Raw genomic sequence first — 24,689 nt, 5'->3', positions numbered from 1 at the left:
GTACTGCGCCCATATACTACGCTAGATTTTCGTTTAATAGACTATGCTATATGATTCATAGTATATGCTATTTAAATAGCAAAGTGAATGATGAACGCCACAGTCATGATGTACATAATAGGATGAATTTCATGATGACGACCTGTTGCCAATTTAATTAATGTATAAGAAATAAAACCAAAGGATAAACCTTGAGCAATACTAAATGTTAATGGCATAAGAAGAATTGTTAAGAACGCAGGCAATGCTTCCGTGAAATCAGTAAAATCAATATGCGTTACCTCACTCATCATAAATACGCCAATAGTAATCAGTACAGGTGCAGTCGCTTGTACCGGTACCAATAAGAACAATGGTGCAAAGAATAAAGATACCAAGTATAAAAGGCCAGTTACTACTGCCGTAAGACCTGTGCGACCACCATCAGCAACGGCTGCCGCACTTTCAATATAAGAAGTAACTGTAGAGGTACCTACAACGGCACCTGCTGCGGCACCAATAGACGTACATAGCAAGGCACGATTCAAACCTTCAAATTTCCCTTCTTCATTTACTAAGTTTGCTTTTCTCGTTACACCAATCAATGTACCGATATTATCGAACATATCCACAATAGTAATGGAGAAGATAATGGAGAAAAAGCCATACCCAATAGCACTCATTACATCAAGTTGACCAAATGTGTCTACTGGAAATGGTGGTACCAAGTTAAAGATATCCGAACTAGATATAGGAACCTTAGTCAAACCTAACACCATAGCCAAAATCGTAGTGAAGGCCATACCAATTAACAATCCACCCTTAACCTGCTTAGCTAATAAAATACTTGTAATAAACAAGCCTAACAATGTTAATAGTACTGCAGGATCTTTCATGTTCCCAAGGGTTACAAATGTAGCATTATCAGAAATAATTATATGAGCATTTTTAAAGCCAATGAAGGCAACGAATAAACCAATACCTACGCCAATAGAGGTTTTCAGCACTTGTGGAATACCATCTACTATTTTATTAAGAACTTTAGTAACTGTTAAAATAACAAAAACTGTACCGGAAATAAAAACGGCACCTAATGCAGTTTGCCAACTAAGGCCCATAGCACCACAAATGGTATACGAGAAAAATGCACTTAGGCCAAGTCCAGGGGCTACGATAACCGGAACATTAGCAACAAAACCTATTAGCATTGTCGCAAAGGCAGTTGTTAAAATTACAGCCGCTACAGCACTACCATGAGGCATTCCTGATACAGATAATAGATTGGGTATTACTGCCAGAATGTATACTGATGCAATAAACATTGTAATACCCGCAAAAATCTCAGTCGTTACTGATGTTCCATGTTTGGTTAACTTGAAAAACCGATCAAGACAACCATTGGCTTGATTACCTCTTTCATAATCCATTGAACTCATCGCACTTACCTCCTAAACTTTTAGAAATATAAATTTAGTTAAATAAAAAACGGCTACAAGAGCATCATAAATAAGCTCTTGTAGCCGTAAATCTCGGTTCACGCTAGAGAGACTTGACCCATCCCGTCAAGGTTATACAAGGTATGTAGTAGTTCTATACAGTTAATCTATATCATCACATTCAGATTCGATAAAGTAAAGATAAATAAGAAAAACTTTATATGCATGAATTTATATCATATATATTATGTAAATACCACATCTCACACTTAGTATAAAATTATTTTTATACAATGTCAATAACAATTGATGAATAATCATAAACTATTCTTTTATCCTAGAAATTATTTTCTATAGACTTTATATCGTTAATTTTTTTATATACTTATAGACTGGTACAGGAGCTCAACATATTAACCACTCCATTAATCCATCGTATAAAATTACATATAGCATTCATGTTTCAATACATATTTAAAGGCAGTATCGTAGTAACAGGTTTAAAATGATATTTATATGATACTAACTATTTCATAAATATATAAAAAGCTCCCTACTCAAAGAATAGGGAGCCTTAATAGTGTCGATTATTATTCTGCTTCTTCAGCTTCAAAATGCTTAGGAGCTTCTGGTTTCATCAACGGGAACAATAATACATCTCGAATAGATGCAGAGTCTGTTAAGAACATAACAAGACGGTCGATACCAACACCAAGACCAGCTGTTGGAGGCAAGCCGTACTCAAGAGCAGTAACGAAATCCTCATCCATACGATGAGCTTCATCGTCACCCGCTTCACGTTCTTTCAATTGATCCAAGAAACGTTGTTTTTGGTCGATTGGATCATTTAACTCGGAGAAGCCATTTGCCAATTCACGACCATAGATGAAAGCTTCAAAACGTTCTGTAGCCAATGGATTTTCACGACTTGCTTTAGCAAGTGGAGAAATCTCTTTAGGATGACCATATACAATAGTTGGCTGAATCAAGTTTTCTTCTACATAATCTTCAAAGCAAAGATTTAAGATTTTACCAATACCATCATTTTCTGTGTATTCTACATTTAAGCGATCAGCAATAGCACGAGCTTCTTCTATAGTTGTGACTGCATCAAAATCTTCACCAGTGTATTTTTTTACACCTTCAGCCATTGTGATACGATTCCAAGGAGGAGTCAAATTAATTTCTGTGCCTTGGTATGTAATTTCTTGTGTACCAAGTACTTCTTGAGCACAGTAGGACACAAGATTTTCTGTTAAGCGAATCGCATCCTCTACATCGCCATAGGCTTGGTACGATTCGATAGTAGTAAATTCTGGATTATGACGATTATCGATACCTTCGTTACGGAAGCAACGGTTCATTTCGAACACGCGGTCCATACCACCAACGATTAAACGTTTGAGATACAATTCTGGTGCAATACGCATGTAAATATCGATATCAAGCGCATTATGGTGAGTGATAAATGGACGTGCAGCAGCCCCACCAGGGATAGCATGCATCATCGGTGTTTCCACTTCCATGAAGCCATCATGCATCATGTATTCGCGAATCTTAGCAACGATTTGAGAGCGTTTTACAAATGTATCACGCACTTCAGGATTTACAATCAAATCAACATAGCGTTGACGGTAACGAAGTTCTGTATCCTTTAATCCATGCCATTTTTCTGGTAATGGACGTAAAGACTTAGATAACAATGTTAATTTGTTAACTTTAATGGTAACTTCACCGGTATGAGTTTTAAATACGTGACCTTCTACGCCGATGATATCACCGATATCAAGCATTTTAACGTATTTATAAGCATCTTCGCCCAATACATCTTTACGGAAGTATACTTGAATATCACCTGATTTATCACGAATATTCGCAAATGCCGTTTTACCATGGGAACGGATTGTCATCAAACGACCTGCAATAACTACAGGCTGGCCATCATATTTCAAGAAGAAATCTTCTTTAATATCTTTTGCGTAATCTTTTACGACAAAACGTTGGCCAAATGGGTAAATACCATCAGCTTCATATTCGGCTAATTTATCGCGGCGAATTTGCATTTGCTCATTCAGCTCTTCTTGTACATTTTTAATTTCTTCACTCATGTTATCGCCTCTTTGTCGGTAATTGTAAATTATTGGATTGCTAACACTTTGAATGTTACAGGACCATCTGGTGTGGAAACCTCTACTTCATCGCCCTTACGTTTTCCCAAAATAGCTTTACCTACAGGAGATTCATTAGAGATACGATTGTTAAATGGATCCGCTTCAGAGGAACCAACGATAACATATTCCAATTCATCGTTGTACATAGTGTCAAGTACAGTAACTTTACTACCTACAGATACAACGTCACCTTTTACAGATTCATCGATGATCTTCGCAGTGTTAATCTTATTCTCTAACTCTACAATATGACCTTCAATAAAAGCTTGTTCATTTTTTGCATCATCATATTCAGAGTTTTCACTGATATCGCCATATTCAATAGCAGTTTTAATACGTTCAGATACTTCAATACGGCGTACAGATTTATAGTACGCTAATTCTTCTTCTAACTTCTTTAAACCTTCGGCGGTGAGTAATGTTTCTTTTACGTCTGCCATGGGTACCCCACTCTTTCTACATATAAATAATAAGAAAAAGTGTCATAATAAGATGACACCTTATCTTTTGTTTCTAAATTATCTCAACCATTATATAAAAATACTATTCATTTGTCAATCTGACTAACCTTCAGACAATATTTTGCGATACGTTTCTAGTTCATTGTGAAAGCTCGTTACAGTATGAATTGTATTCACTCGATTGCGCCAATATGCAGATTCTGGTAATCCCTTCATATACCAACCCGCATGAGTTCGTATCTCCTTAACAGCCATACCTTCACCCTTGTATTGGCATAACAGGTCAAAATGCTTTAATAACATATCTAGACGCTCTATATCGGTCGGTGCAGGTAACACTTCACCAGTAGCTAGATAGTGGTGAATACGATCAAAGATCCAAGGGTTCCCTTGTGCCCCACGACCTATCATTACAGCGTCACAGCCTGTTTCATCAAGCATTTGCTTAGCATCTTCAGGCTCCACAATATCACCATTGCCAAGTACAGGTACAGATACCGCTTCTTTCACAGCCTTAATATAAGACCAGTCCGCATGTCCACTATACATTTGCTCCTTTGTACGCCCATGTACGGCAATAGCAGCCACACCTGTAGACTCAATGCGTTTTGCAAAATCCACGACATTAATAGAGTCACTATCCCAACCGATACGCATTTTTACAGTAACAGGTACATCAACAGCCTCAACAGCAGCTTCTGCAACACGCGCCGCTAGATCAGGATTTTTCATAAGTGCCGAACCATCGCCAGAGGTAACTACCTTTTTTACAGGACAGCCCATGTTTATATCTACAATATCGGCACCCGCATCGGCCACAACCTTAGCCCCCAAAGCGATTGCTTCTGGATTAGAGCCAAAAATTTGCATGGATACAGGACGTTCTGCCTCTTCAATACGCAATAATTCATGAGTACGTTCATTCTTATATTTAATGCCCATAGCACTGACCATTTCGGTACATACCAAGGCTGCACCATGTTCTTTAGCCAGTAGTCGATACGCAATATCGCTAACCCCTGCCATAGGCGCTAATATGGCTTGACCATCAATTTTGACAGCCCCAATTTGCCACAGTTTATTATTCATATAATTCTATTTCCCTTAATAAAAAAGGTACAGCATAAGCTGTACCCGAATGTACACTACTTCGTTACCTATACGTAACTATATTATAGTAGCATTATTTATTTCTTTCGTAAATAAGGCGTAAACCTTCTAATGTAAGCATAGGTTCTACATGGTCAATGCAGTCTGTAGCACTGCTAATAAGCTGTGCCAAACCACCTGTAGCCACTACAGTTACATGATTTCCCATTTCCGCTTTCATACGAGACACGAGACCTTCTACTTGACCTACATAACCGTAGAACATACCAGATTGCATAGAAGACACCGTATTTCGGCAAATGACTTGCCCTGGGTCTCTCACATCGATACGAGGTAATTTGGCCGCCCGTTGGAATAAAGCCTCTGCAGAAATTGTTACTCCTGGAGTAATAACCCCGCCCATATAATCGCCATTACCTTGTACCGCACAATAAGTTGTAGCCGTACCAAAATCGATGATAATTAAATCGCCCTTATAAAGCTCATGTGCTGCTACAGCATTTACAATACGGTCAGCCCCTACTTCACGAGGATTATCATACTTAATAGCGATGCCAGTTTTAGTACCTGGACCTACAATAAGAGGATTTACATTAAAGTAGCGCAAACACACGCGCTCTAATGTAGGCATTAATGGTGGTACAACCGAGGAAATAATGATAGCATTAATATCTTTTACATCAACCTTACGGTCGTGAAAGAATAAGTTCATCATCAGCATGCCATATTCATCGGTGGTACGGACCCGATCTGTGGAAATACGCCAGTGACCCACAAGTTCTGTCTTGTCGTATACACCGAGAACAATATTGGTGTTTCCCACATCAATTACTAATAACATTAATGCCTCCTATTTACGCGGACGAATTGATACGTCCCCTGCCACAATACGTTTAATTGTCCCATCTGAGATTCTTACTAATAAATTACCATCTTCATCAATATCTGTAGCTACCCCTTCATAGGTATTGCCAGGAGCACGCACTTCAATTTCTTCACCGAGCGTAACAGATAATTGCCGCCATTCATTAAGGGTTTCTTCAAAGCCGCTATCGAGCACTTCATAATATTGATGTTCTAATTCTTCTAATATAAGTCTAAATGCTTCTGTGCGCTCAATATCAATATCTTCCATCGCAAGGGATGTAGCAATTAATTTCAACTCTTCTGGTAATTCTTCTTGTTTTATTTTTACGTTGACCCCAATGCCCATTACAATATGAGAAATTTCTTCCATAGAACCAGACATTTCTGTCAAAATACCTACTAGCTTACGACCATTCACAAGAATATCATTAGGCCACTTTATCCCCGCATCGGTGAGCCCCATCTTATGAAATGCCTTTGTCAAAGCTACAGCAGCCATCAAAGTACACTTTGGAGCCTCTACAGGTGGAAAATCAGGCCGTAAAATCAAGCTAAACCACAAGCCTTTGCCAAATGGAGAATACCAACCGCGAGATAAACGCCCACGACCAGCAGCCTGTTCCTCAGTAACCACAACCGTACCTTCTTCTGCACCTTGTTGAGCTAAACGACGAGCTTCTAAGTTCGTAGACTCCGTGGTATCCATATAAACATATCGTTTACCAAATACATCTGTTTTTAAGATTTGTTTCATTGCCAAGGGGCTCAACAAATCAGGTTCTTCCAATAATCGATACCCTCTCTTGGTATAAGATTCAATTTTGTAGCCTTTTTGACGTAACGCCTTGATATGTTTCCAAATAGCTGTGCGCGAAACATGGCAGGCTTCGGACATATCTTGTCCCGATACGAAACTACCTTGGTTTTGTCTCAAGAATTCTAGCACTTCATCACGCATAGTTTAGAGCCCCTTTCTTTGTCAACCTAGGTTTACAATTCGATTTTACAAGTGTACCTTGTAAAATGCAAGGATTATTTAAAATAATTAATGTTATAATGTATATAGTTATAAAGGTATACATAAAAAAATAGATAACAATAATGCTATCTATTATCCTTCGGAGAGATATATGAAACAGTTTACATTAGAAGAGAAAAATCAAGTTTTAGAGAACCCTTTTATCCATATTCATCGAAAACTGGATGTATTACTCAATATAGGGAAGTTACTAATGGAATGTGGGGCAAATACAAATCGAATCATTGAGGAAATGCTAAAAGCCGCAACATTTATGGGAATTCCTCATGATTACTTAAATATCCATATTTCATATACCACTATTATGGTCAATCTATTACACAAAGAGCGATCCATAACGGTCTTCAGAAAAACACCGGTTCATATTCCGAATATGGCTATGATCAATGCCGTATCAAAGCTCACATGGCGCGCCTTTGAGCGACATTACTCACTAACGACCTATGAACGACTAATTGCAAAACTGGATACAACTATACCGACGTATCCAAACTGGATAAAAGGACTAGCTTGTGCACTAGGTTCGGCAGGTCTTGCATACCTTTACAGTGGCGATATTATCGCATTCATCGTTACCATCATATGTTCTAGTATTGGTTATTTTACGCGCACCCTATCAGGCAGATTAGGGCTTAATGAATATGTAGGAATCGCATTAGGCGGATTTGGTGCCATGATATCGGCTTACGCTTTTTATAGTCATGTAAATAATGAATCCTTACTATATGTACTCGTTTGCTGTACCTTGTTCATGATTCCTGGGGTACCATTGATCAATTGTGTCATCGATATCATTAATAATCATATTTTATCGGGTATGACACGCGCTATTAGAACATTACTGATCGTGGGTAGCATGACTTTAGGTATGGCCATGGCACTCTACTTTAGCCCTGCACCAGCATTTAATTTTGTTGATATTAAACCTCATGTTATTTCCATTGAGCAAGTTATCGGTTCTTTTACAGCTGCAGCTGCTTTTGCGGTACTTTTTAATGCTCCTGTCAGACTATTAGTATCCATTGGTATTGGTGGCGTACTATGTGTATGTATTCGCAATATACTATCCGTAGAATTAGGATTTTCTACACCAGGTGCTACCTTTATTGGTGCTGCCATTATGAGTATTATTTTTGTAAAAGTTTCTACTTGGTTAAAAACATCTAGCACTATCATTATCGTGCCGTCTGCCATCGCATTAATGCCCGGTATACTGTACTACCGATTTCTCTTCGACATGTTACACATCAATGCATTAAATGATGCTAGTCTAATCCTTATGATACAAAATGGTGTAACTGGCACATTTACAACTATAGCTATAGCAATCGGTGTAGCTATACCAAATGTTTTGGCACAAAAATATTTGCAAAAACTAAAAGAACAACGCATGACAGAACTTCTTGCCACACGTCATATAAACGATGGACAGTAAAAAAGAGCTAGCCTTCTAAAAAGGCTAGCTCTTTTTCATTTGGACAAAATCCATTATTTAATTTCATTAGATGATGCTTCACTAGGATCTGCTACAGTACTAGTTATTTCTTTAGCATCAACACTCTCTGGTACTACGCTACCTTCTACTTCAGAAGCTACTTTAGGCTCCTCAGCTTCAGGTTCTTTTGTTGTACCATATTTGTAAAGATTATCTACCGCTTTCGCATCGATTGTTTCCTCTTCTAACAAAGCATTTGCCATGTCATGTAAGAATTTTTCATTATCGCTAAGAAGTTTTGTTACATCTTTATAAGCTTCTTCTACGATACGATGAATTTCAGAGTCGATTTTCGCAGCAATTTCTTCACTATAGTTGCGCTCATGGCCTAGGTTTTTTCCTAAGAAGATTTGTTCTTGTTGTTCACCAAACACGATAGGACCAAGCTCATCGCTCATCCCCCAACGCGTTACCATAGCGCGAGCAGTATTAGTTACACTTTGAAGGTCCCCAGAAGCGCCTGTACTGATTTCATCTAAAATCAAGGCTTCTGCAATTCGACCACCAAGAGCAACTCGAATATCTGCTAATAATTGAGATTTTGTTTTGTAGTTTTGTTCCTCAGTAGGAAGCATCATAGTGTAGCCACCAGCTGCACCACGAGGAATAATCGTTACTTTATGAACAGGATCTGCATGAGGCAATAGATGTGCCACGATAGCATGACCAGATTCATGGTATGCTGTCAATTTACGATCCTTATCGCTCACAATATGACTGCGGCGTTCAGGTCCCATACTAACTTTTTCACTGGCTTCTTCAACTTCAGCCATAGTAATTACTTTTTTGTTAAGACGAGCCGCCAAAAGAGCTGCTTCATTTAACAAATTGCTCAAGTCTGCACCAGTAAAGCCTGGAGTTTTCTTCGCAATTATTTTCAAGTCTACATCATCAGCCAAAGGCTTATTACGAGCATGAACTTTCAAAATTGCTTCACGGCCGCGTAGATCTGGACGACCTACAATAACTTGACGGTCAAAACGACCTGGACGTAAAAGTGCAGGATCTAGAATATCTGGGCGGTTTGTTGCAGCGATAGTAATAATACCTTCGTTGGCACCAAAGCCATCCATTTCAACGAGCAATTGGTTTAATGTTTGTTCACGTTCATCGTGACCACCACCAAGGCCGGCACCACGTTGGCGACCAACCGCATCAATTTCGTCTATAAAGATGATACATGGGGCGTTCTTTTTCGCTTGTGTGAAAAGATCACGCACACGAGAAGCACCAACACCAACGAACATCTCTACAAAGTCAGAACCAGAAATCGTAAAGAATGGTACCCCTGCTTCACCAGCAACAGCTTTAGCAAGTAATGTTTTGCCTGTACCTGGAGGTCCTGCCAATAATACACCTTTCGGAATTTTAGCACCGATAGTTGTAAATTTGCCTGGATCCTTTAAGAACTCTACTACTTCTTCTAATTCTTGTTTTGCTTCTTCAGCGCCAGCTACATCTTTGAAGCTAACCTTTACATTGCCTTCACCCATCAATTTAGCACGGCTTTTACCAAAGTTCATCACTCGGCCACCGCCACCTTGCGTTTGTTGCATGATGAAGAAGAATAATACTACCAAGATGATAATCGGAATAGCAGAACCTAACAAGCTCATCCACCAAGCAGGTTGCTCAGGTGGAGCTGCAGTAATTTCTACACCATTATCTTGTAAAGTTTTGATTAATGTTTCATCAGTTGGCGCATAAGAATTGAATTCTGTTCCATTTTTTAGTTTACCTTTAATACCATGATCATTGGTAATCGTTACGGACTCAACCTTTTTCTGTTGTACTTGTTGAATAAATCCTGTATAACTGAGTTCAGATTTATTCGCACTTTGACCAGAGAAAGCGTCAATGGCGATAACGAAAGCGGCAATGATAAGTAAATAAAGGACGATATTTTTTGTAAATCGACCCAAAATATTACCCCTTTCAATAATAGTTTAGTGGCATAAACGAATTGAGTACATCTCGTTGAGAGATGCACTCATATATTATATCATATTTTTAATCTTGATACATTTCTTCCTTTAAAATACCTATATAAGGTAAGTGTCGATATTTTTCTGCATAGTCTAAACCATAGCCGATAACAAAGTAGTCAGGAATGACAAAGCCTACATAGTCTACTTCTACATCCATTTTACGGCGTTCAGGCTTATTCAATAACGCTGCAAGGCGTACACTTTTAGCTCCACGGGCATGTAAATTTTCTAGCAAGTAATGTAATGTTGTACCCGTATCTACAATATCTTCTACAACGAGTACATGCTTTCCTTCTACAGAGCGATCCAAATCTTTTAAAATTCGAACTACCCCTGTACTTGTTGTACCGCTGCCATAGCTAGAGCAAGAAATAAAATCGAAGCTTACATCCACATTCTCATCGATAGAACGAGCTAAATCTGTAAAAAAAACGATAGCACCTTTCAATACCCCTACGAGAACTACGGATTCCCCTTTATAGTCAGCACTGATTTGACGACCTAATTCAGCCACACGAGCCTTTAATTGTTCCTCTGTATATAAAATATCTTTTGCATCTTGATGCATCTATATGACCTCCGCAATTCATATTAATGTTTGCAATATACTTTTATTGTATCACATTGAGCACTTACTTTTATACTTTTAATATTGAAAGTTTTCCCTTCCCCAGTGTTAACAATATCGAGTAATTGCTCTTGATGAGCAGTGGTAAGCTTGATTTCAGGATCAAAGATGCTCACCAGTCTTTGCCACAATCGACGTTGGATAGACAACGGCTTCTTACGTAACCCCCTACGAGATATAAACGCGCCCTCATCAGAGATAGTTACTAACTCATCAAACGCCATATCCGTTAAATTAGAAATAAGAGAAATGTCTTCGCGTACAGAAGCCCCTAGCCTTACTATAGCATCGATAACGATAGGATTAATGGCTTTTAACTCAGGTATAATGCAATGACGAATTCTATTTCTTTGATATCGTACATCCTCATTTGTACTATCTATACAGTAAGAAATATCTTTCTCTTTTAAATATAGAAGTAATTCTTCTTTTGTGACATCTAACAGAGGTCTTACTACTGGAACAGTATAATCATTACTAACAACGGCCATGCCTGTCAAACCATTAAGTCCAGTCCCTCTAATAAGATGTGCTAAAATTGATTCTGCTTGGTCATCTTTATGATGAGCTACTGCAATATAGTCATACCCCTCAGACTGTGCTATACCGGTTAGCCATTGATACCGAACGTGGCGACCTATAGTTTCCTCTGATAGCTTTTGCTCTTTACTCAATTTCGGCACATCAAAGATAGCCGTATAAAATGGCAATCCTAGTATTTCCACTTGATTTCGCAACCATAAGACCTCATCCTTGCTTTCAGGACGAATACAATGATCTACAATTGCCACTCCAAGCTCATACTCCGTGTGGCGATGTGTAGCAATATCTTGCAACAAATGCAATAAGGCCATCGAATCAGGGCCTCCAGAGCAAGCTACCAAGATACGACTATTCTCAGGAAAAAGATTATGTAATTTTAAAGTGTGATTAACAGTTCGAATGAGTGCTTTCACATTCACGGGCCATCGCCTCCATACCATCTTGGTCGCTCACAAATACATGAGGGACCTCATAGGAATCCATAAAGGACGTTAAAATCTCCGCCCCAGCAACGATGATGTCGGCACGCCCAGCAGGTAAACCTTTTACTTGTATTCTCTCGTCACGACTCATATACCGCAATTTCATAATAATGCCTTCCACCGTTTCACGGCTCAATTTATGACCTTGTACCTTTGTGCCATCATAATGATCTAAACCTAAATCAATAGCAGCCAAGGTTGTTAGGGTTCCTCCAATACCGATAAATTCACCAAATTCACCTTCAATCATCATCGGATCCCAAAGAAAACGGGTTTCCTCCCACACTCGTTGAGGCCCTTCGTCAGATATAGATTGAAGGCGTACCGCTCCCACAGGATAAGAACGGCTCCAGTACACTCCATCCTTGTTACCTAATGCAAGTTCTGTACTACCTCCACCAATATCAATGGTCGTATAATGACGTCCATCCTCTAATTGATTTCCTAAAGCGCCATAAAAGCCATACATGGCCTCTTCAGCACCAGATAAAATTCGCCACTCCATAGGACAGTATGTATTAATACGTTCCATAAATGCAAGTCCATTAGCCGCTTCACGAACAGCGCTCGTCGCAAAACCAAAGCAATAGTCAGCACCGTATTCATTTGCTATTTTTTGTATATCCGTAAAGGCTTGATAGGATGCTTCCATGGATTCATCTCGCAAGGTACCATCTGTATTTCGTTGACCTAAACGAGTAGTCCACAACTGCTTAGGCTCATAACGCCACTCGTTATTCTCATAGGTAGCCAATAATAAGCGCACCGAATTAGAGCCAATATCGATAATTGCTAACTTCATAATTGCTCCTTACATATAAATAGATTTTTCCTAATACTATTATAGCGTTAATACTCTATACATAAGTAAAGAGATGGCTAGATGCCATCTCTCACTATTAATCTCGACGACCACCTCGGCCTCCGCGTTTTCCTTCGGTATTACGTTTTAAATCGTGTAATCGTTCATTGCTATCGCGCAAGAATGATTTCATCTTCGCTTCGAAAGACTCTATGCTTTGTTTCGATTGAACACGATGAGGACGTTTTTCTTCGTCCATCCCCTCTTTAGGTTGTGTTTGACGAATGGAAAGTCCTATTTTATTACCATCAATAGATAAAACCTTAACCTTTACTGGATCCTCAACCTTTAAAAGGGTATTAATATCTTCGATATACCCATGAGCTACTTCAGAAATATGAACTAACCCTGTTTGCTTTTCTCCTAAATCAACAAATACGCCGAATTTTGTAATACCTGATACGGTACCATCAATAATGTTACCAACTTCGATTGCCATGCAACCTCCTAATTAATGCGGAAACCTTAAACTACAAACTGATGCAAAGAAAAAATAATAGAATACACTCTATTTTACATACGGTACTTCACCAGGCTTTACCAATCCTAACTCCTCACGAGCAACCCCTTCTATGGTCTTTGGATCTTGTAACCTAGCCTTTTCCTGTTCTAACTCTTCATTTCGCTGCTGTAACTCTTGCAATTGTTGCTCTATATGTTGTTTTTCTTGATATACAGCCACCAAGCGATAAGCCTGCCCTAACAGTAACAGCACCATAATCCCTATGCCAATTCGCTTGATCCACATGAGGATAATACGCTGATCCTGTGCTTTGCGATTAGGACGAACCCGTTTGCGTGGCCTTTTTGGGCGTTGTACATCCATAGTGTCCTGAGTCATAATGTCCCCCAAATATTCATCATCTGTATACTGTCATTTTTAGATTATACCACATAACAGAGCTTGGGACTAAAGAAAATTACAGATATTTCTCATTAAGAACGGTAACATAAATCCGTATAAATTTAAAACTCCATATGCGATGTAAACTTTCTATATACAAAAGTAAACATCCACTTACATAGCCTCAGCCTTTGCAACATGTTCACGAATGACAGCACAAGAAGCTTTAAATAAGGCTAGCTCTTCATTAGTTAGTTGCAGTTCAAAAACATCTTCTATGCCATCTTTACCAATAACAGCAGGAGTAGATGCAAATATTCCTTCTTCTCCATATTGTCCATTTAAATAACAGGAGCAAGGCAATACCTTCTTTTCATCATGGAATACGGCGCGAATCAATTCTGTGGTAGCACTCGCAATACCAAACTCCGTAGAGCCTTTACCAGCTAGTACATGATAGCCACCAATTTTAACATCATCTAGTACTTTTGTATGGTCAAGTTTAGGAAATCTATGAGGTAGCTCTCGATATAATTCTAAAAGTGGTTTACCTTGTACACAGACATGGGACCACGGCACCATGGCACTACCTCCATGTTCACCTAAACAGTAGGCCGTAATAGAGCGATTACTAATAGTAAAGATATGAGCTAATTCTTTTTGTAATCTAGCTGAGTCTAGCGCTGTTCCCGTTGAAATGATACGTTTAGGATTCCACTCAAGATGTTTACATAAATAAGTGGCTACTACATCAGCAGGATTAGAAATTGAAATGATAAAGCCTTTGAAGCAAGATTGCTTGATACGTGGAATAACATCTTTAAGTACAGCTATGGTTTCACCAAGACTCTCAAGGCGATCCTGATACAAATTCGGCAAAGGCCCCGCACTAAAAACGAGGATATCACAATCTCCACATTCTTCAATAGGACCTGATGTAGCAGTTACTTGATGTGGAATATAGCTAACGGCATCATTAATATCCATAGCTTGCGCCTGAGCTTTTTTCTCGTCAATATCCATCAAATATAATTCATCAACTTCACCTTGCAAGGCTAAAGAAAATGCCACATGAGAGCCTACATGTCCAGTACCAATAATACCTACCTTGCGTAACTTCATAAGAGCCTCCATACCTTAGCATAAAACGATAACATATCCTCAAATGCCAATCATTTAAATCACGTATATCCGTATATGATTTACCTTAATAGAATCATAACTCATTTAAATTCATCTCATCCAAATTGAGTGGGAACAAATCTTTTTCTTCCATCGCTTGAGGAGATTTTTCTAAATATTGTTTACGCATAGACCATAAGATATCCAAATCTTTAGGATCTAATTTGGATAATGCATATATCATAATAAAATCAGAACCATAATGTCCACGTAAACTATCAGGCACCCCCTTAGAGCCTTCACCACTAATGCGATTATTAAAAAAGCCTTGGATACGACGATTATCTAAATCTATAATAATAAAACCTGATCCATCATACACATATAATGTATGATTAACACGTTTTAATGCACGTACTGTATTCGTAATAAAATACTGGTCCTTCAAATCAATGAGAGACGACTCATAACCAGAATGGTAAAAGTCACCATAATAATGGGCCCCTCCATCGGTAGAGTCCAACAAACTTTTAAATTCGTCTTGCTCATCATTACTGAAGTCAGACAATGCTTTTACCTTTGTTATATTCCGTAAACCTCGTTGGTAATCACCCGATTTAGGAGGTTCTATATGTTGCCCTCTAAAGGTAATGGGCATCAAGCGAAGTGTATTATCAGATAAATTATAAATCCCTAGTCCTTCATAACCTAAGAAATACACTTGCGATCCACTGGTCTTCATAGCTAATATTCGTTTTGAAATAATGGCATCACTAGAATTAACCAGTGTATGCGCTTCTGGATCAATACGTACTGTTTTGCTATCATAATTTGCCCCTACAGCAAGCCAGTAAGATATGCCCATTATAATAAGTGCCAGTACAAATAATCCAATACGTTTTATATTCATCTACACTCTCCATGACTCCCCAATCATAAAACGTAAGAGCATGCGTACAATCTGTATCATGTTTACAATGTATCTAACATTAGCTTATATACGATTCTAGCCTATACCTCCAATTGAGATAATCGGTCGGCAACCTTAACCCCTTTATATGTGAAAGTTGGTAACAGCTGAGATAGCGGTTCTAGTACAAAATTACGATTCCAAAAATGAGGATGCGGTATCACAAGACTTTCATCACACAGAGAAATCATTTTCCCCTCTGTATCGTACACTAAAATAATATCCAAATCTAATGTGCGAGGGCCCCAATGAATCAATCGTTTTCGTCCAGCCGCCTGCTCTAATTGCTGAATAAGGCTGAGCATTTGATGTGGTTCTAGAGTGCTTTCACAAGACCATACGCCATTAACAAAGGTATCTTGTTCCGTATATCCCCACGGCTCAGTTTCAATAAGAGAAGAAGTGACTAGCTTAGAAATTGCCCCATGTTGTTGTAAGGATTGAAAAGCAGAATTGATGTAGTCACTCTTGTCCCCTATATTCGAGCCTACACTGATGTAATAGGTATACATCAAATTTGTCCTCTTGTAGTGATAACCTCAACATAATCCAAAATGCCTGAAATCGGTACAGATGGTTTACGCACCGTTACAGAGAGACCTACAATACCTTGATAATGTTGGTACAAGGAATCGGCGATAAGCGCCCCTAATCGTTCTAAAAGATTGTACTTTTCACCAGTCATAATTGATTCTACAATTTCATATACCTCTACATAATTGATTGAGTCCTCTAATTGATCACTTTGACCGGCCTTTGTAAGATCAGTTATTATTTCTACATCTACAAAAAATCGTTGCCCTTGTTCTTGCTCAGATGCCAAATTTCCGTGGTATCCGTAGAATGCCATATTTTTTAAAACGATTCTATCCATTATTCACCTCGTAACAAGCCGTCTGCTACAGCTAAGGCGCGTTTGTGCATTTTCACATTGTGAACACGCACCATGTCAACGCCTTGGAATACACCTGTAATACAAGCAGCTACCGTACCTTCATCGCGATCTTCTGGAGGCAATCCGCCTAACATAGATCCGATGAAACGCTTGCGGCTTGGAGCAAGTAAAACAGGATATTCGTAAGCCGTTAACTCACCCAAGCGTTGCATAACTTCAATATTTTGTTCTTCAGTTTTACCAAAGCCAATACCTGGGTCAAGCCAGATTTGTTGTGGCGTTACCCCCTCTTTCAACGCTTTATCGATAGCACAGAAGAAGAATGCTTTCATATCTTCAATGATATCACCATAATTTGTATCATTACTATTATGCATGATGATAACAGGTACCTTATATTTAGCCACTACTGCGGCCATGTCAGGGTCATAATGTAAGCCCCATACATCATTTAGAATATGTGCCCCTTTTGAGAAGGCATATTCTGCGGTTTTAGCATGATATGTATCGATAGACACAGGAACTGTAGAGGCCTGTAAGACAGGCTCTATTAATAGAGATAAGCGTTCTATTTCCTCGTCTGCGGTCAAAGGTGTAGAACCAGGGCGTGTAGATTCAACGCCTAAATCGATAATATCTGCACCATCTTCAATCATTTGTTTTACATGAGCAATAGCTGTTTCTGGTGTATTAAATTTTCCCCCATCAGAGAAGGAGTCAGGTGTACCATTCAGTATACCCATGATAAGGGTACGATCACACAAAGATAAGCTTTTGCCATCATTCCATGTATAATTTCTACGTTTAAACATTTACCTGTCCTCCGCCTAACATTGCCAACGCTTCATCTCTTAATGTGCCCTTTTCGGCTAATACGCCTCGGCTTTCTAATGTAATAACCTTTGAATCTTGCTGCATGGTCCCTTTGATGAGCATACACAACTGAGTCGATGTAATGCGTACAAATACGCCATGAGCAAATAAATCATTCATAATCGCATCAGCTAATTCAGATGCTAACCGCTCTTGTAATTGCGGTCTACGGCTGAGGATATTCACGATATCTTGAAACTTACTAAGTCCTGCCACACATCCATCCTTAGGTTGGTACACGATATCTACGGTACCAAAAAAAGGCAATAAATGATGCTCACACATGGAGTAAAACGGAATCCCTGTAACTGCTACGAGACCTTTATAGTCTGTACTAAAAGTCTCTCCCCATGCAGCTTTCGTGTCTAATCCTACACCGCTGAATAATTCACTATATAATTCTGTTACACGACTTGGTGTCTTTTCTAACTCTGGTGCCTCTGTATCAACAGATAAAGCCTCTAAGAATTGCTTTATCCCGTCATTTGCACGTTGATTCATCGGTCCTCCTAAACAATCTTTGTCGTCCAATCTTCAATATTCCAAATATCCGTAACCCAATCTTGATAGAATTCAGGCTCGTGACTTACCAATATAATTGTACCTTTAAAATCACGTAGTGCACGGCTCAGTTCTTCTTTTGCATATATGTCTAAATGGTTAGTCGGTTCGTCTAGGACCAACACATTGTACTTATTCTGCATGAGCTTACATAGGCGAACCTTCGCATTCTCACCACCTGAAAGTACGCGCATTTGAGACGTAATATGTTCATTTGTAAGGCCACAACGAGCTAATGCTGCACGCACCTCTGCATTTGTCATCGCCGGATATTCATTCCAAATATAATCTAACGCTGTTTCGGAATTAGATGGCGTATCCTCTTGGGCAAAATAGCCAACTTGTAAGAATTCACCTTTTACCAACTCACCACTAACAGGCTTTAATAGACCTAAAGTAGTCTTCAACAACGTTGTTTTACCTAAACCATTGACACCGCGAATAGCAATTTTTTTGTTTCTTTCAATTTGAAAGTCTACTGGTCTTGTTAATGGTTCATCATAACCTAATTGCAATCCAAAAGCCTCTACAATAAAGCGACTTGGCGTACGTCCTTCTTTAAAGCCAAAGCTAGGTTTAATATACTCTTTTGGCTTTTCTAGAATTTCCATCTTTTCTAAGCGCTTTGCTCGAGAATTTGCCATACCACGTGTTGCAACGCGCGCTTTATTGCACTGAATAAAGTCTTCCATACGCTCAATCTCTTGCTGTTGACGTTCATACGCCTTAGCTGCTTGCGCTTTTTTCACCTCGTAAGCAGCTTGGAACTGATGATAATCACCAGTATAACGCGTAAGCACCGCTTGTTCGATATGGTAAATAACATTAACTACGGAGTTTAAAAACTCCATATCATGAGAAATCAAGATGAATGCATTTTCGTAATTTTGCAAATAGTTTTGCAACCATTGAATATGCTCTACATCAAGATAGTTCGTAGGTTCATCCAACAATAGAATAGTCGGTTTCTCTAGTAAAAGCTTTGTGAGCAAAACCTTTGTACGTTGACCACCACTGAGTTCTGTTACATCTCGGTCCAAACCGATATCCACAAGGCCCAAGCCTGCAGCCGTACGCTCAATAACCGCATCAATTTCATAGAACCCACGTTGCTCTAGAATTTCTTGCCACTCCCCAACTTGCTCGAGAAGCTTATTCATTTCATCTTCGGATACATCGCCCATGCGATTATACGCATCATTAATGTTTTGCTCCATGACGAACAAATCATCAAAAGCGCGTTGTAATACATCGCGGATGGTCATACCTTTCTCAAGAACAGCATGTTGATCCAAGTAACCAACAGTTACCTGATTGGACCATTCAATTTTTCCTTCATCAGGTGGCAGTTTGCCTGTAATGATATTAAGAAACGTAGATTTACCTTCACCATTTGCACCAATGAGGCCTACATGTTCACCTTTTAGCAAGCGGAATGATGCATCATCTAAAATTTGTCGCGCTCCAAAACCATGAGTTACATTTGAAACGGTTAAAACACTCATATCTATCTCCACCGGAATAAAAGCCGTCTTGTTGAAGACGGCTTATTTCATACTTACTTAAATATTATATCTATTGTACCTTTTTGACCTCTATATGTCAAAAATTGAACTTACTTACACATCGCATAACGCAAGGCTACAACAGCCATAATCTTAGCACCCTTAATCGCTTGGTCTAACCCATAGTCAGATCCAGCAGCACAAGTAAATTCTGGCGTATGCGCTTCTAAACCTAATCCAATCTGCAAGGTAGGCTGTGCTGTTGGTACTTCGTAAGACACATTACCTACATCAGTGCTACCATCCGCCTCATCATCAGGCAATATTCGTGGGCTTTCACCAAATTCAGTCATCACATCTTTAAAGAGATTTAATAACTGTTTATCTTGACGCATATCCTTAAAGAGTGGCTCATAGTGATGCATCTCAACTTGAGCTCCATAGGATGAACCGATTTCTTGGGCTGCCTCTTTAATAGCCGGCAAAATAATACCTTCTAAATCATCCACTGTACTACCACGAACAGTCATACGAATCGTAGCTTTTGGTGTAACCACATTTGGTGCCGTACCTGCCTCTGTAAAGATGGCACCTACAATAGCACCTTTAGGAAAGGTCTTTTTTAAATCTTTTACCCTTTGATATAAGTCTACCGCACAATCTAAGGCATTGATTCCTGAATCTGTTAAGGATGCAATATGACAAGAACGTCCATGGAACGTAACCTCTAGAGGATGTGTCGCCAAGGATGTACCTCCCACCTCATTTTCTCCACCTGGATGAATGATAAGTGCTGCCTCATAGCCTTTAAAAAGACCGGCTTCTGCCATATATACCTTACCACCGATAGTTTCCTCTGCAGGGCACCCAAAGAATGTTGTACCCCAATCCTGTGGTGCACTTTGACTAAAAGCAACAGCAGCACCTAAGCTCATCATAGCAATAAGGTTATGACCACAGCCGTGGCCTAGTTCCGGTAACGCATCATATTCACCTAAGAAGGCTATTTTATGCCGTGCAGTACCGTTATAGTCGCCCCGTAACGCTGTTTGTAACTCTGGCCGATTAGTTAGACTTACATGAGATATAAAATTATGTGTTTCTAAGAATTGGTGAATTACCTTTACTGCTTTATGCTCATTCAAGCCCAATTCAGGATTATCGTGTAAATATATGGAAACTGCACGCAATTCCCGTGCCATACTATCTATGATGGCACAGGCGCGAGCCTCTCGTTCTTGTAGTGTCATAACTCCCCTTGTTATTATCTAATATCTTATTACCTATTATTTTATTACCTAATATCACGGTAACTACTATTTTTATCTAATATCTATTTGTCTATTAAGTAAAATCGTTCATCCAAAAGCTCTTAACTATTTCGTATAAGGATGAACGATGATGGTATTAGAAATATATCTAAAGCTAATCGTCGCTCCTAGCGGTAATGTTTGATGTGGCGACCCATGTCCCGTTGGCACATAGCATACAAAAGGATCTGGTAATTTTGGATTTCTATTTTCCTCCATATAGCGCAATGCTTCATAACCTAAATCGTAATCACGCTCATCTTCATCTCCTTCACAATCTGTAAAGGTACCAATGACTAAGCCTTTAATACGGCTCAACAAACCGCTGAGTCGAAATTGTTGTAACATGCGATCCAGCTTATAAGGAGCCTCCCCGACATCTTCAATAAATAGTAAGGTATCTTCCCATGATTCATTCTCTAAAAAATAAGGCGTTCCCGATAACATGGATAACATCGTCATATTACCACCTCGTAAAATACCCTCACCGAGTTCTGTGCCAATCGCACCTCGGGGAGGCTCTAGCAAGGGTTCTATAACTTTTAATTTGCCTTCTAAAGCATTAAATAGCGTATCAATATCTGACTTACGGTCTAATTTAAAATCTACCCCCATAGGTCCATGATACGTAATGAGGCGGCTGTATCGATTAATAGCCATATGAAGTGCTGTACAATCACTATATCCAACAAAAGCCTTCCGATACTTACGAATCGCTTTATAATCTAATAAGTCTAAATAGCGCATCGTGCCATAACCACCGCGCAAAGCAAGAACCGTATCACAAGGAGCCGCAGTCATCATGTACTGAAATTCTACGGCTTGCTCCTCAGGCGTGCCTCCATATAGCCCCTTTCTCCTTGCACTTTCACCTACAAGCACCTTATAGCCTTTAGCCTTACAAATTTCTTCTATTCTATGTAAATCTTCATCGCTAGCACTAGCAGGTGCCATAATACCTATGGTCATCCCCGGTGCCAAACGTTTTGGTTCAATCCAGTCCATATATCCTCAGAAAATACCTGTTAACTTATAATATATTAATAATCCCATGCAACAAAAGACTAATATATTAATATTCCCATACAACAAAAGACGTACACAAGGTGTACGTCTTAAGTGTATCTTATTTGTATGCTTTTTTAAAGTCAACAAGTCCCAATGTGGTCCAGAAATAATTTTGAATTGTTCCATTTGTCACATATGGTTGTGTTGTAAAGTACAACGGCATAACAAGAGATTCATCAAAAATCATCTTTTCTGCTTCATGCATCAACGCATCACGAGCCGCCCCATTTGGAGTTGTACGAATACGTGCAATCAACTCATTATACTCATCACTATGATACTGACCATCGTTATCTTCAGCAGAGAATACCTCTAAAAAGTTTTGTGGATCGCTATAATCGGCAACCCAAGAAGCGCGAGCTACTTGGTACTTGCCAGCTTCACGGTCTGCCAAGAATACCTTTGTCTCTTGATTTTGTAAGCGTACATCTGCGCCAAATGCATTTATCCATGCATCTTGAATCGCTTCTGCAATAGCTTTATGTAATTCACTTGTATTATACAAAATCGTAATTTGCGGCAATGGACGATTCTTACCATAGCCAGCCTTTTTCAGGATTTCCTTGGCTTGCTCTACATCTTCGTATACGAGATAGCTACCAGCTTCACGGAAGTCTTCACGACCATTACTTTCAAGCATACCATATGGTACGAATGCATAAGCTGGTTCTTTACCGCCTCTAACAATATTATTAACAATATTAGCACGGTTGATAACCATAGAAAAGGCTTTACGCACATCTGGATCTGTGAAAGGTTCTGCTTTAACATTGAATACGTAATAATAGTTACCAAGCATAGGTCCAATATGTAATAGGCCGGCTTCTTCTAGACGTTTTTGATCCGCTACAGGAGGCTCAACCGTCATATCAGCTTCGCCACCTTCAACTAAGGTAAGGCGTGTACTTTGAGACTCACTAATAGGCCAATTCATTTTCTCTGTCTTCACAGATTCTGCATCCCAATAGTTTGGATTCTTAATGAAATCCATTTCCCCATTATGCTTCCAAGAAAATAAACGATATGGACCATTAGATACTATTGTTTCCGCATTAGCCGCCCAGTTTTCGTGAGCTTCTACTGCTTTTTTACTCACTGGATAATAGCTATGAGACGCTAATAATTTCAAGAAATAAGCCGTTGGATTTTCTAAGGTAACTACCAATGTATCCTCATCAATAGCTTTAACCCCAACATCTTCAGCTGCAGCTTTCCCCGTATTAAAAGCTTCACCATTTTCCAATACATATAACATATATGCATTATCCGCATGGACTTCAGGGTCTAATACGCGCTTCCAAGCGTATTCAAAGTCATAAGCCGTTAAAGGCTCTCCATTGGACCATTTTAAATTAGGTCGTAAATGGAAGGTATACTCACGACCATCATCGGAGATGTCCCAATTTTTAGCAAGTGCTGCTTCAGGTTCACTTTCATCATTCAAACGAACTAGACCATCGAATAATTGAAGTTGAACCGTAGCCTCCGGAGAGGTAGTAGACTTTGCGGGATCCAATGTGGATGGTTCCTGCTCAATAACATAGCGGATTGTGTGTTCATCGATTGGTTGAACACCACGAGGGTACCCAAATACGAATAAGAGTACGCTCACCCCTAGAGCGAGGACCATGAGTTTTAACAAGTTTCGTTTATCCATCATGGCAATGCTTCCTCTACAAATTCTTTCATGATGCGCCCAACTTGAGCGCCTAACTCTTTACCTCGGTCATTATCAATATCGCTCATTAAAAGGATAAAACAAAAATGACCCCTAAATGTTTCTATTACACCCCCATCATGTTCTACACGATCAAGGGATCCTGTTTTATGGTGAAAGCGTATGCCTTCTCCCCAGTAAAATGGTAAGATATCACGGAATTGTTGGCGACCTAAGATATTCCACATTTCTCTGCCATAAGCATCTCTATCACGACATTCAAAAATGTGTTTATACAAACGAGCTAACGACATAGCTGTAATGTGATTATCACGACCTTCAGCTAGGGCGTTAAAGTCCATCATCATACGATTAAGCTCCATCTCATCCACACCAAGCTTTTCTGCACGAGCATTGATATTTTCCATGCCGAGCACTGTGATGAGTAGATTTGTTGCGATATTATCACTAAGAACCATCATGAGACGGCATAACTCAAGATATGTAAAACTATGTTTACCAACTAACTCTTGTAGTGCGCCGCCACCTTCAACGCGTGGAGTTCTAGATAAAGGAACTGTATCATTAATGTCCAATTGCTCCGTACGAGCTAAATGAAAGACATATTCCATGATAAGTACCTTAATTAAACTCGCACTAGAATGTACAGTATTTTCACCTCTAGCTGCGATGAGTGTTGGTTCCTCTTCATCATCGAATTGTAGCACCGCATAAGATATATTCCCTGCTGGTGCCAATTCTTTAATGACTGTATCTAGTTGATGTTCCAAGGACTTGCCAACAATTAGTTTTTCCATACTAT

At 39.2% G+C, this 24,689-nt stretch carries 24 protein-coding genes and 1 riboswitch; of the genes, 1 reads left to right on the top strand and 23 read right to left on the bottom strand.

The genetic code is table 11. The features are described 5' to 3' along the window. Positions 1-71: 71 nt before the first annotated feature. The 6 genes from DW000_RS06815 to DW000_RS06790 form a co-directional block, all read right to left on the bottom strand. On the bottom strand, positions 72-1,415 hold the full coding sequence (locus DW000_RS06815; protein ID WP_120055728.1) for an NCS2 family permease: 1,344 nt from the start codon (positions 1,413-1,415) through the stop codon (positions 72-74). A gap of 61 nt (positions 1,416-1,476) precedes the next feature. Next, positions 1,477-1,575: riboswitch (purine riboswitch) on the bottom strand. Between the two features lie 430 nt (positions 1,576-2,005). Then, entirely contained in the window at positions 2,006-3,523 is a 1,518-nt protein-coding gene (gene lysS, locus DW000_RS06810; protein ID WP_120055726.1) for a lysine--tRNA ligase, read from the bottom strand. A 29-nt stretch (positions 3,524-3,552) separates the two neighbouring features. After that, positions 3,553-4,026 (bottom strand): transcription elongation factor GreA, encoded by a 474-nt coding sequence (gene greA / locus DW000_RS06805; RefSeq protein ID WP_004695428.1) that lies wholly within the window; start codon positions 4,024-4,026, stop codon positions 3,553-3,555. Positions 4,027-4,149: 123 nt separating this feature from the next. Then, entirely contained in the window at positions 4,150-5,136 is a 987-nt protein-coding gene (gene dusB, locus DW000_RS06800) for a tRNA dihydrouridine synthase DusB (protein ID WP_120055724.1), read from the bottom strand. Between the two features lie 94 nt (positions 5,137-5,230). Then, entirely contained in the window at positions 5,231-5,998 is a 768-nt protein-coding gene (locus DW000_RS06795) for a type III pantothenate kinase (protein WP_004695423.1), read from the bottom strand. Positions 5,999-6,007: 9 nt separating this feature from the next. Beyond that, complete coding sequence (locus tag DW000_RS06790; protein ID WP_120055722.1) at positions 6,008-6,982, bottom strand: biotin--[acetyl-CoA-carboxylase] ligase; 975 nt, start codon at positions 6,980-6,982, stop codon at positions 6,008-6,010. Between the two features lie 172 nt (positions 6,983-7,154). On the opposite strand from DW000_RS06790, the gene DW000_RS06785 reads away from it, so the two are divergent. Continuing rightward, positions 7,155-8,498, top strand: a complete 1,344-nt coding sequence (locus DW000_RS06785) for a threonine/serine exporter family protein (protein ID WP_004695419.1) — start codon at positions 7,155-7,157, stop codon at positions 8,496-8,498. 53 nt (positions 8,499-8,551) lie between these two features. On the opposite strand, the gene ftsH is transcribed toward DW000_RS06785, so the two are convergent. The 17 genes from ftsH to DW000_RS06700 form a co-directional block, all read right to left on the bottom strand. Then, positions 8,552-10,480, bottom strand: a complete 1,929-nt coding sequence (gene ftsH, locus DW000_RS06780; protein WP_004695418.1) for an ATP-dependent zinc metalloprotease FtsH — start codon at positions 10,478-10,480, stop codon at positions 8,552-8,554. A gap of 88 nt (positions 10,481-10,568) precedes the next feature. Next, a complete protein-coding gene (hpt, locus tag DW000_RS06775) occupies positions 10,569-11,114 on the bottom strand; it encodes a hypoxanthine phosphoribosyltransferase (RefSeq protein ID WP_004698467.1) in 546 nt (181 codons plus the stop codon). Between the two features lie 23 nt (positions 11,115-11,137). Further along, positions 11,138-12,136: a tRNA lysidine(34) synthetase TilS gene (tilS, locus tag DW000_RS06770; RefSeq protein ID WP_120055720.1), complete on the bottom strand. Its 999-nt coding sequence runs from the start codon at positions 12,134-12,136 to the stop codon at positions 11,138-11,140. Next, positions 12,105-13,001 (bottom strand): phosphatase, encoded by an 897-nt coding sequence (locus tag DW000_RS06765; protein ID WP_120055718.1) that lies wholly within the window; start codon positions 12,999-13,001, stop codon positions 12,105-12,107. The genes tilS and DW000_RS06765 overlap by 32 nt, the downstream gene beginning before the upstream one ends. A gap of 97 nt (positions 13,002-13,098) precedes the next feature. Then, entirely contained in the window at positions 13,099-13,500 is a 402-nt protein-coding gene (locus DW000_RS06760; RefSeq protein WP_004695410.1) for a S1 RNA-binding domain-containing protein, read from the bottom strand. Positions 13,501-13,569: 69 nt separating this feature from the next. Beyond that, complete coding sequence (locus tag DW000_RS06755) at positions 13,570-13,902, bottom strand: septum formation initiator family protein (RefSeq protein ID WP_004698500.1); 333 nt, start codon at positions 13,900-13,902, stop codon at positions 13,570-13,572. Between the two features lie 177 nt (positions 13,903-14,079). Next, on the bottom strand, positions 14,080-15,027 hold the full coding sequence (locus DW000_RS06750) for an L-lactate dehydrogenase (RefSeq protein ID WP_120055716.1): 948 nt from the start codon (positions 15,025-15,027) through the stop codon (positions 14,080-14,082). 94 nt (positions 15,028-15,121) lie between these two features. Further along, complete coding sequence (locus DW000_RS06745; protein ID WP_024060959.1) at positions 15,122-15,937, bottom strand: hypothetical protein; 816 nt, start codon at positions 15,935-15,937, stop codon at positions 15,122-15,124. 101 nt (positions 15,938-16,038) lie between these two features. Then, the gene (gene folK, locus DW000_RS06740) at positions 16,039-16,509 is read right to left on the bottom strand and encodes a 2-amino-4-hydroxy-6-hydroxymethyldihydropteridine diphosphokinase (protein ID WP_004698513.1); all 471 of its coding nucleotides are present in this window, start codon (positions 16,507-16,509) and stop codon (positions 16,039-16,041) included. Beyond that, positions 16,509-16,871, bottom strand: coding sequence for a dihydroneopterin aldolase (gene folB / locus DW000_RS06735; protein ID WP_004698484.1), 363 nt, complete (start codon positions 16,869-16,871; stop codon positions 16,509-16,511). Before folB ends, folK begins: the two co-directional genes overlap by 1 nt. Next, positions 16,871-17,704 carry a dihydropteroate synthase gene (folP, locus tag DW000_RS06730; RefSeq protein WP_120055714.1) on the bottom strand — a complete coding sequence of 278 codons (834 nt, stop codon included), beginning with the start codon at positions 17,702-17,704 and terminating at the stop codon, positions 16,871-16,873. The genes folB and folP overlap by 1 nt, the downstream gene beginning before the upstream one ends. Beyond that, positions 17,697-18,266 carry a GTP cyclohydrolase I gene (folE, locus tag DW000_RS06725; RefSeq protein WP_120055712.1) on the bottom strand — a complete coding sequence of 190 codons (570 nt, stop codon included), beginning with the start codon at positions 18,264-18,266 and terminating at the stop codon, positions 17,697-17,699. The genes folP and folE overlap by 8 nt, the downstream gene beginning before the upstream one ends. A gap of 8 nt (positions 18,267-18,274) precedes the next feature. Further along, the gene (locus tag DW000_RS06720) at positions 18,275-19,831 is read right to left on the bottom strand and encodes an ABC-F family ATP-binding cassette domain-containing protein (RefSeq protein ID WP_120055710.1); all 1,557 of its coding nucleotides are present in this window, start codon (positions 19,829-19,831) and stop codon (positions 18,275-18,277) included. A gap of 110 nt (positions 19,832-19,941) precedes the next feature. Continuing rightward, a complete protein-coding gene (locus tag DW000_RS06715) occupies positions 19,942-21,081 on the bottom strand; it encodes an amidohydrolase (RefSeq protein WP_008603490.1) in 1,140 nt (379 codons plus the stop codon). A gap of 126 nt (positions 21,082-21,207) precedes the next feature. Continuing rightward, a complete protein-coding gene (locus DW000_RS06710) occupies positions 21,208-22,146 on the bottom strand; it encodes an LD-carboxypeptidase (RefSeq protein ID WP_120055708.1) in 939 nt (312 codons plus the stop codon). 121 nt (positions 22,147-22,267) lie between these two features. Beyond that, complete coding sequence (locus tag DW000_RS06705; RefSeq protein ID WP_120055706.1) at positions 22,268-23,869, bottom strand: peptide ABC transporter substrate-binding protein; 1,602 nt, start codon at positions 23,867-23,869, stop codon at positions 22,268-22,270. Further along, positions 23,866-24,684: a serine hydrolase gene (locus DW000_RS06700; RefSeq protein ID WP_004695383.1), complete on the bottom strand. Its 819-nt coding sequence runs from the start codon at positions 24,682-24,684 to the stop codon at positions 23,866-23,868. The genes DW000_RS06705 and DW000_RS06700 overlap by 4 nt, the downstream gene beginning before the upstream one ends. Between the last annotated feature and the right edge of the window lie 5 nt (positions 24,685-24,689).

Origin of the sequence: Veillonella sp. AF36-20BH, from assembly GCF_003602765.1 — a bacterium.
Classification (GTDB): Bacteria; Bacillota; Negativicutes; order Veillonellales; family Veillonellaceae; genus Veillonella; species Veillonella hominis.
The sequence above is the reverse complement of the archived record's forward strand: the minus strand, read 5'-3'. Positions and strand labels throughout refer to the sequence as shown.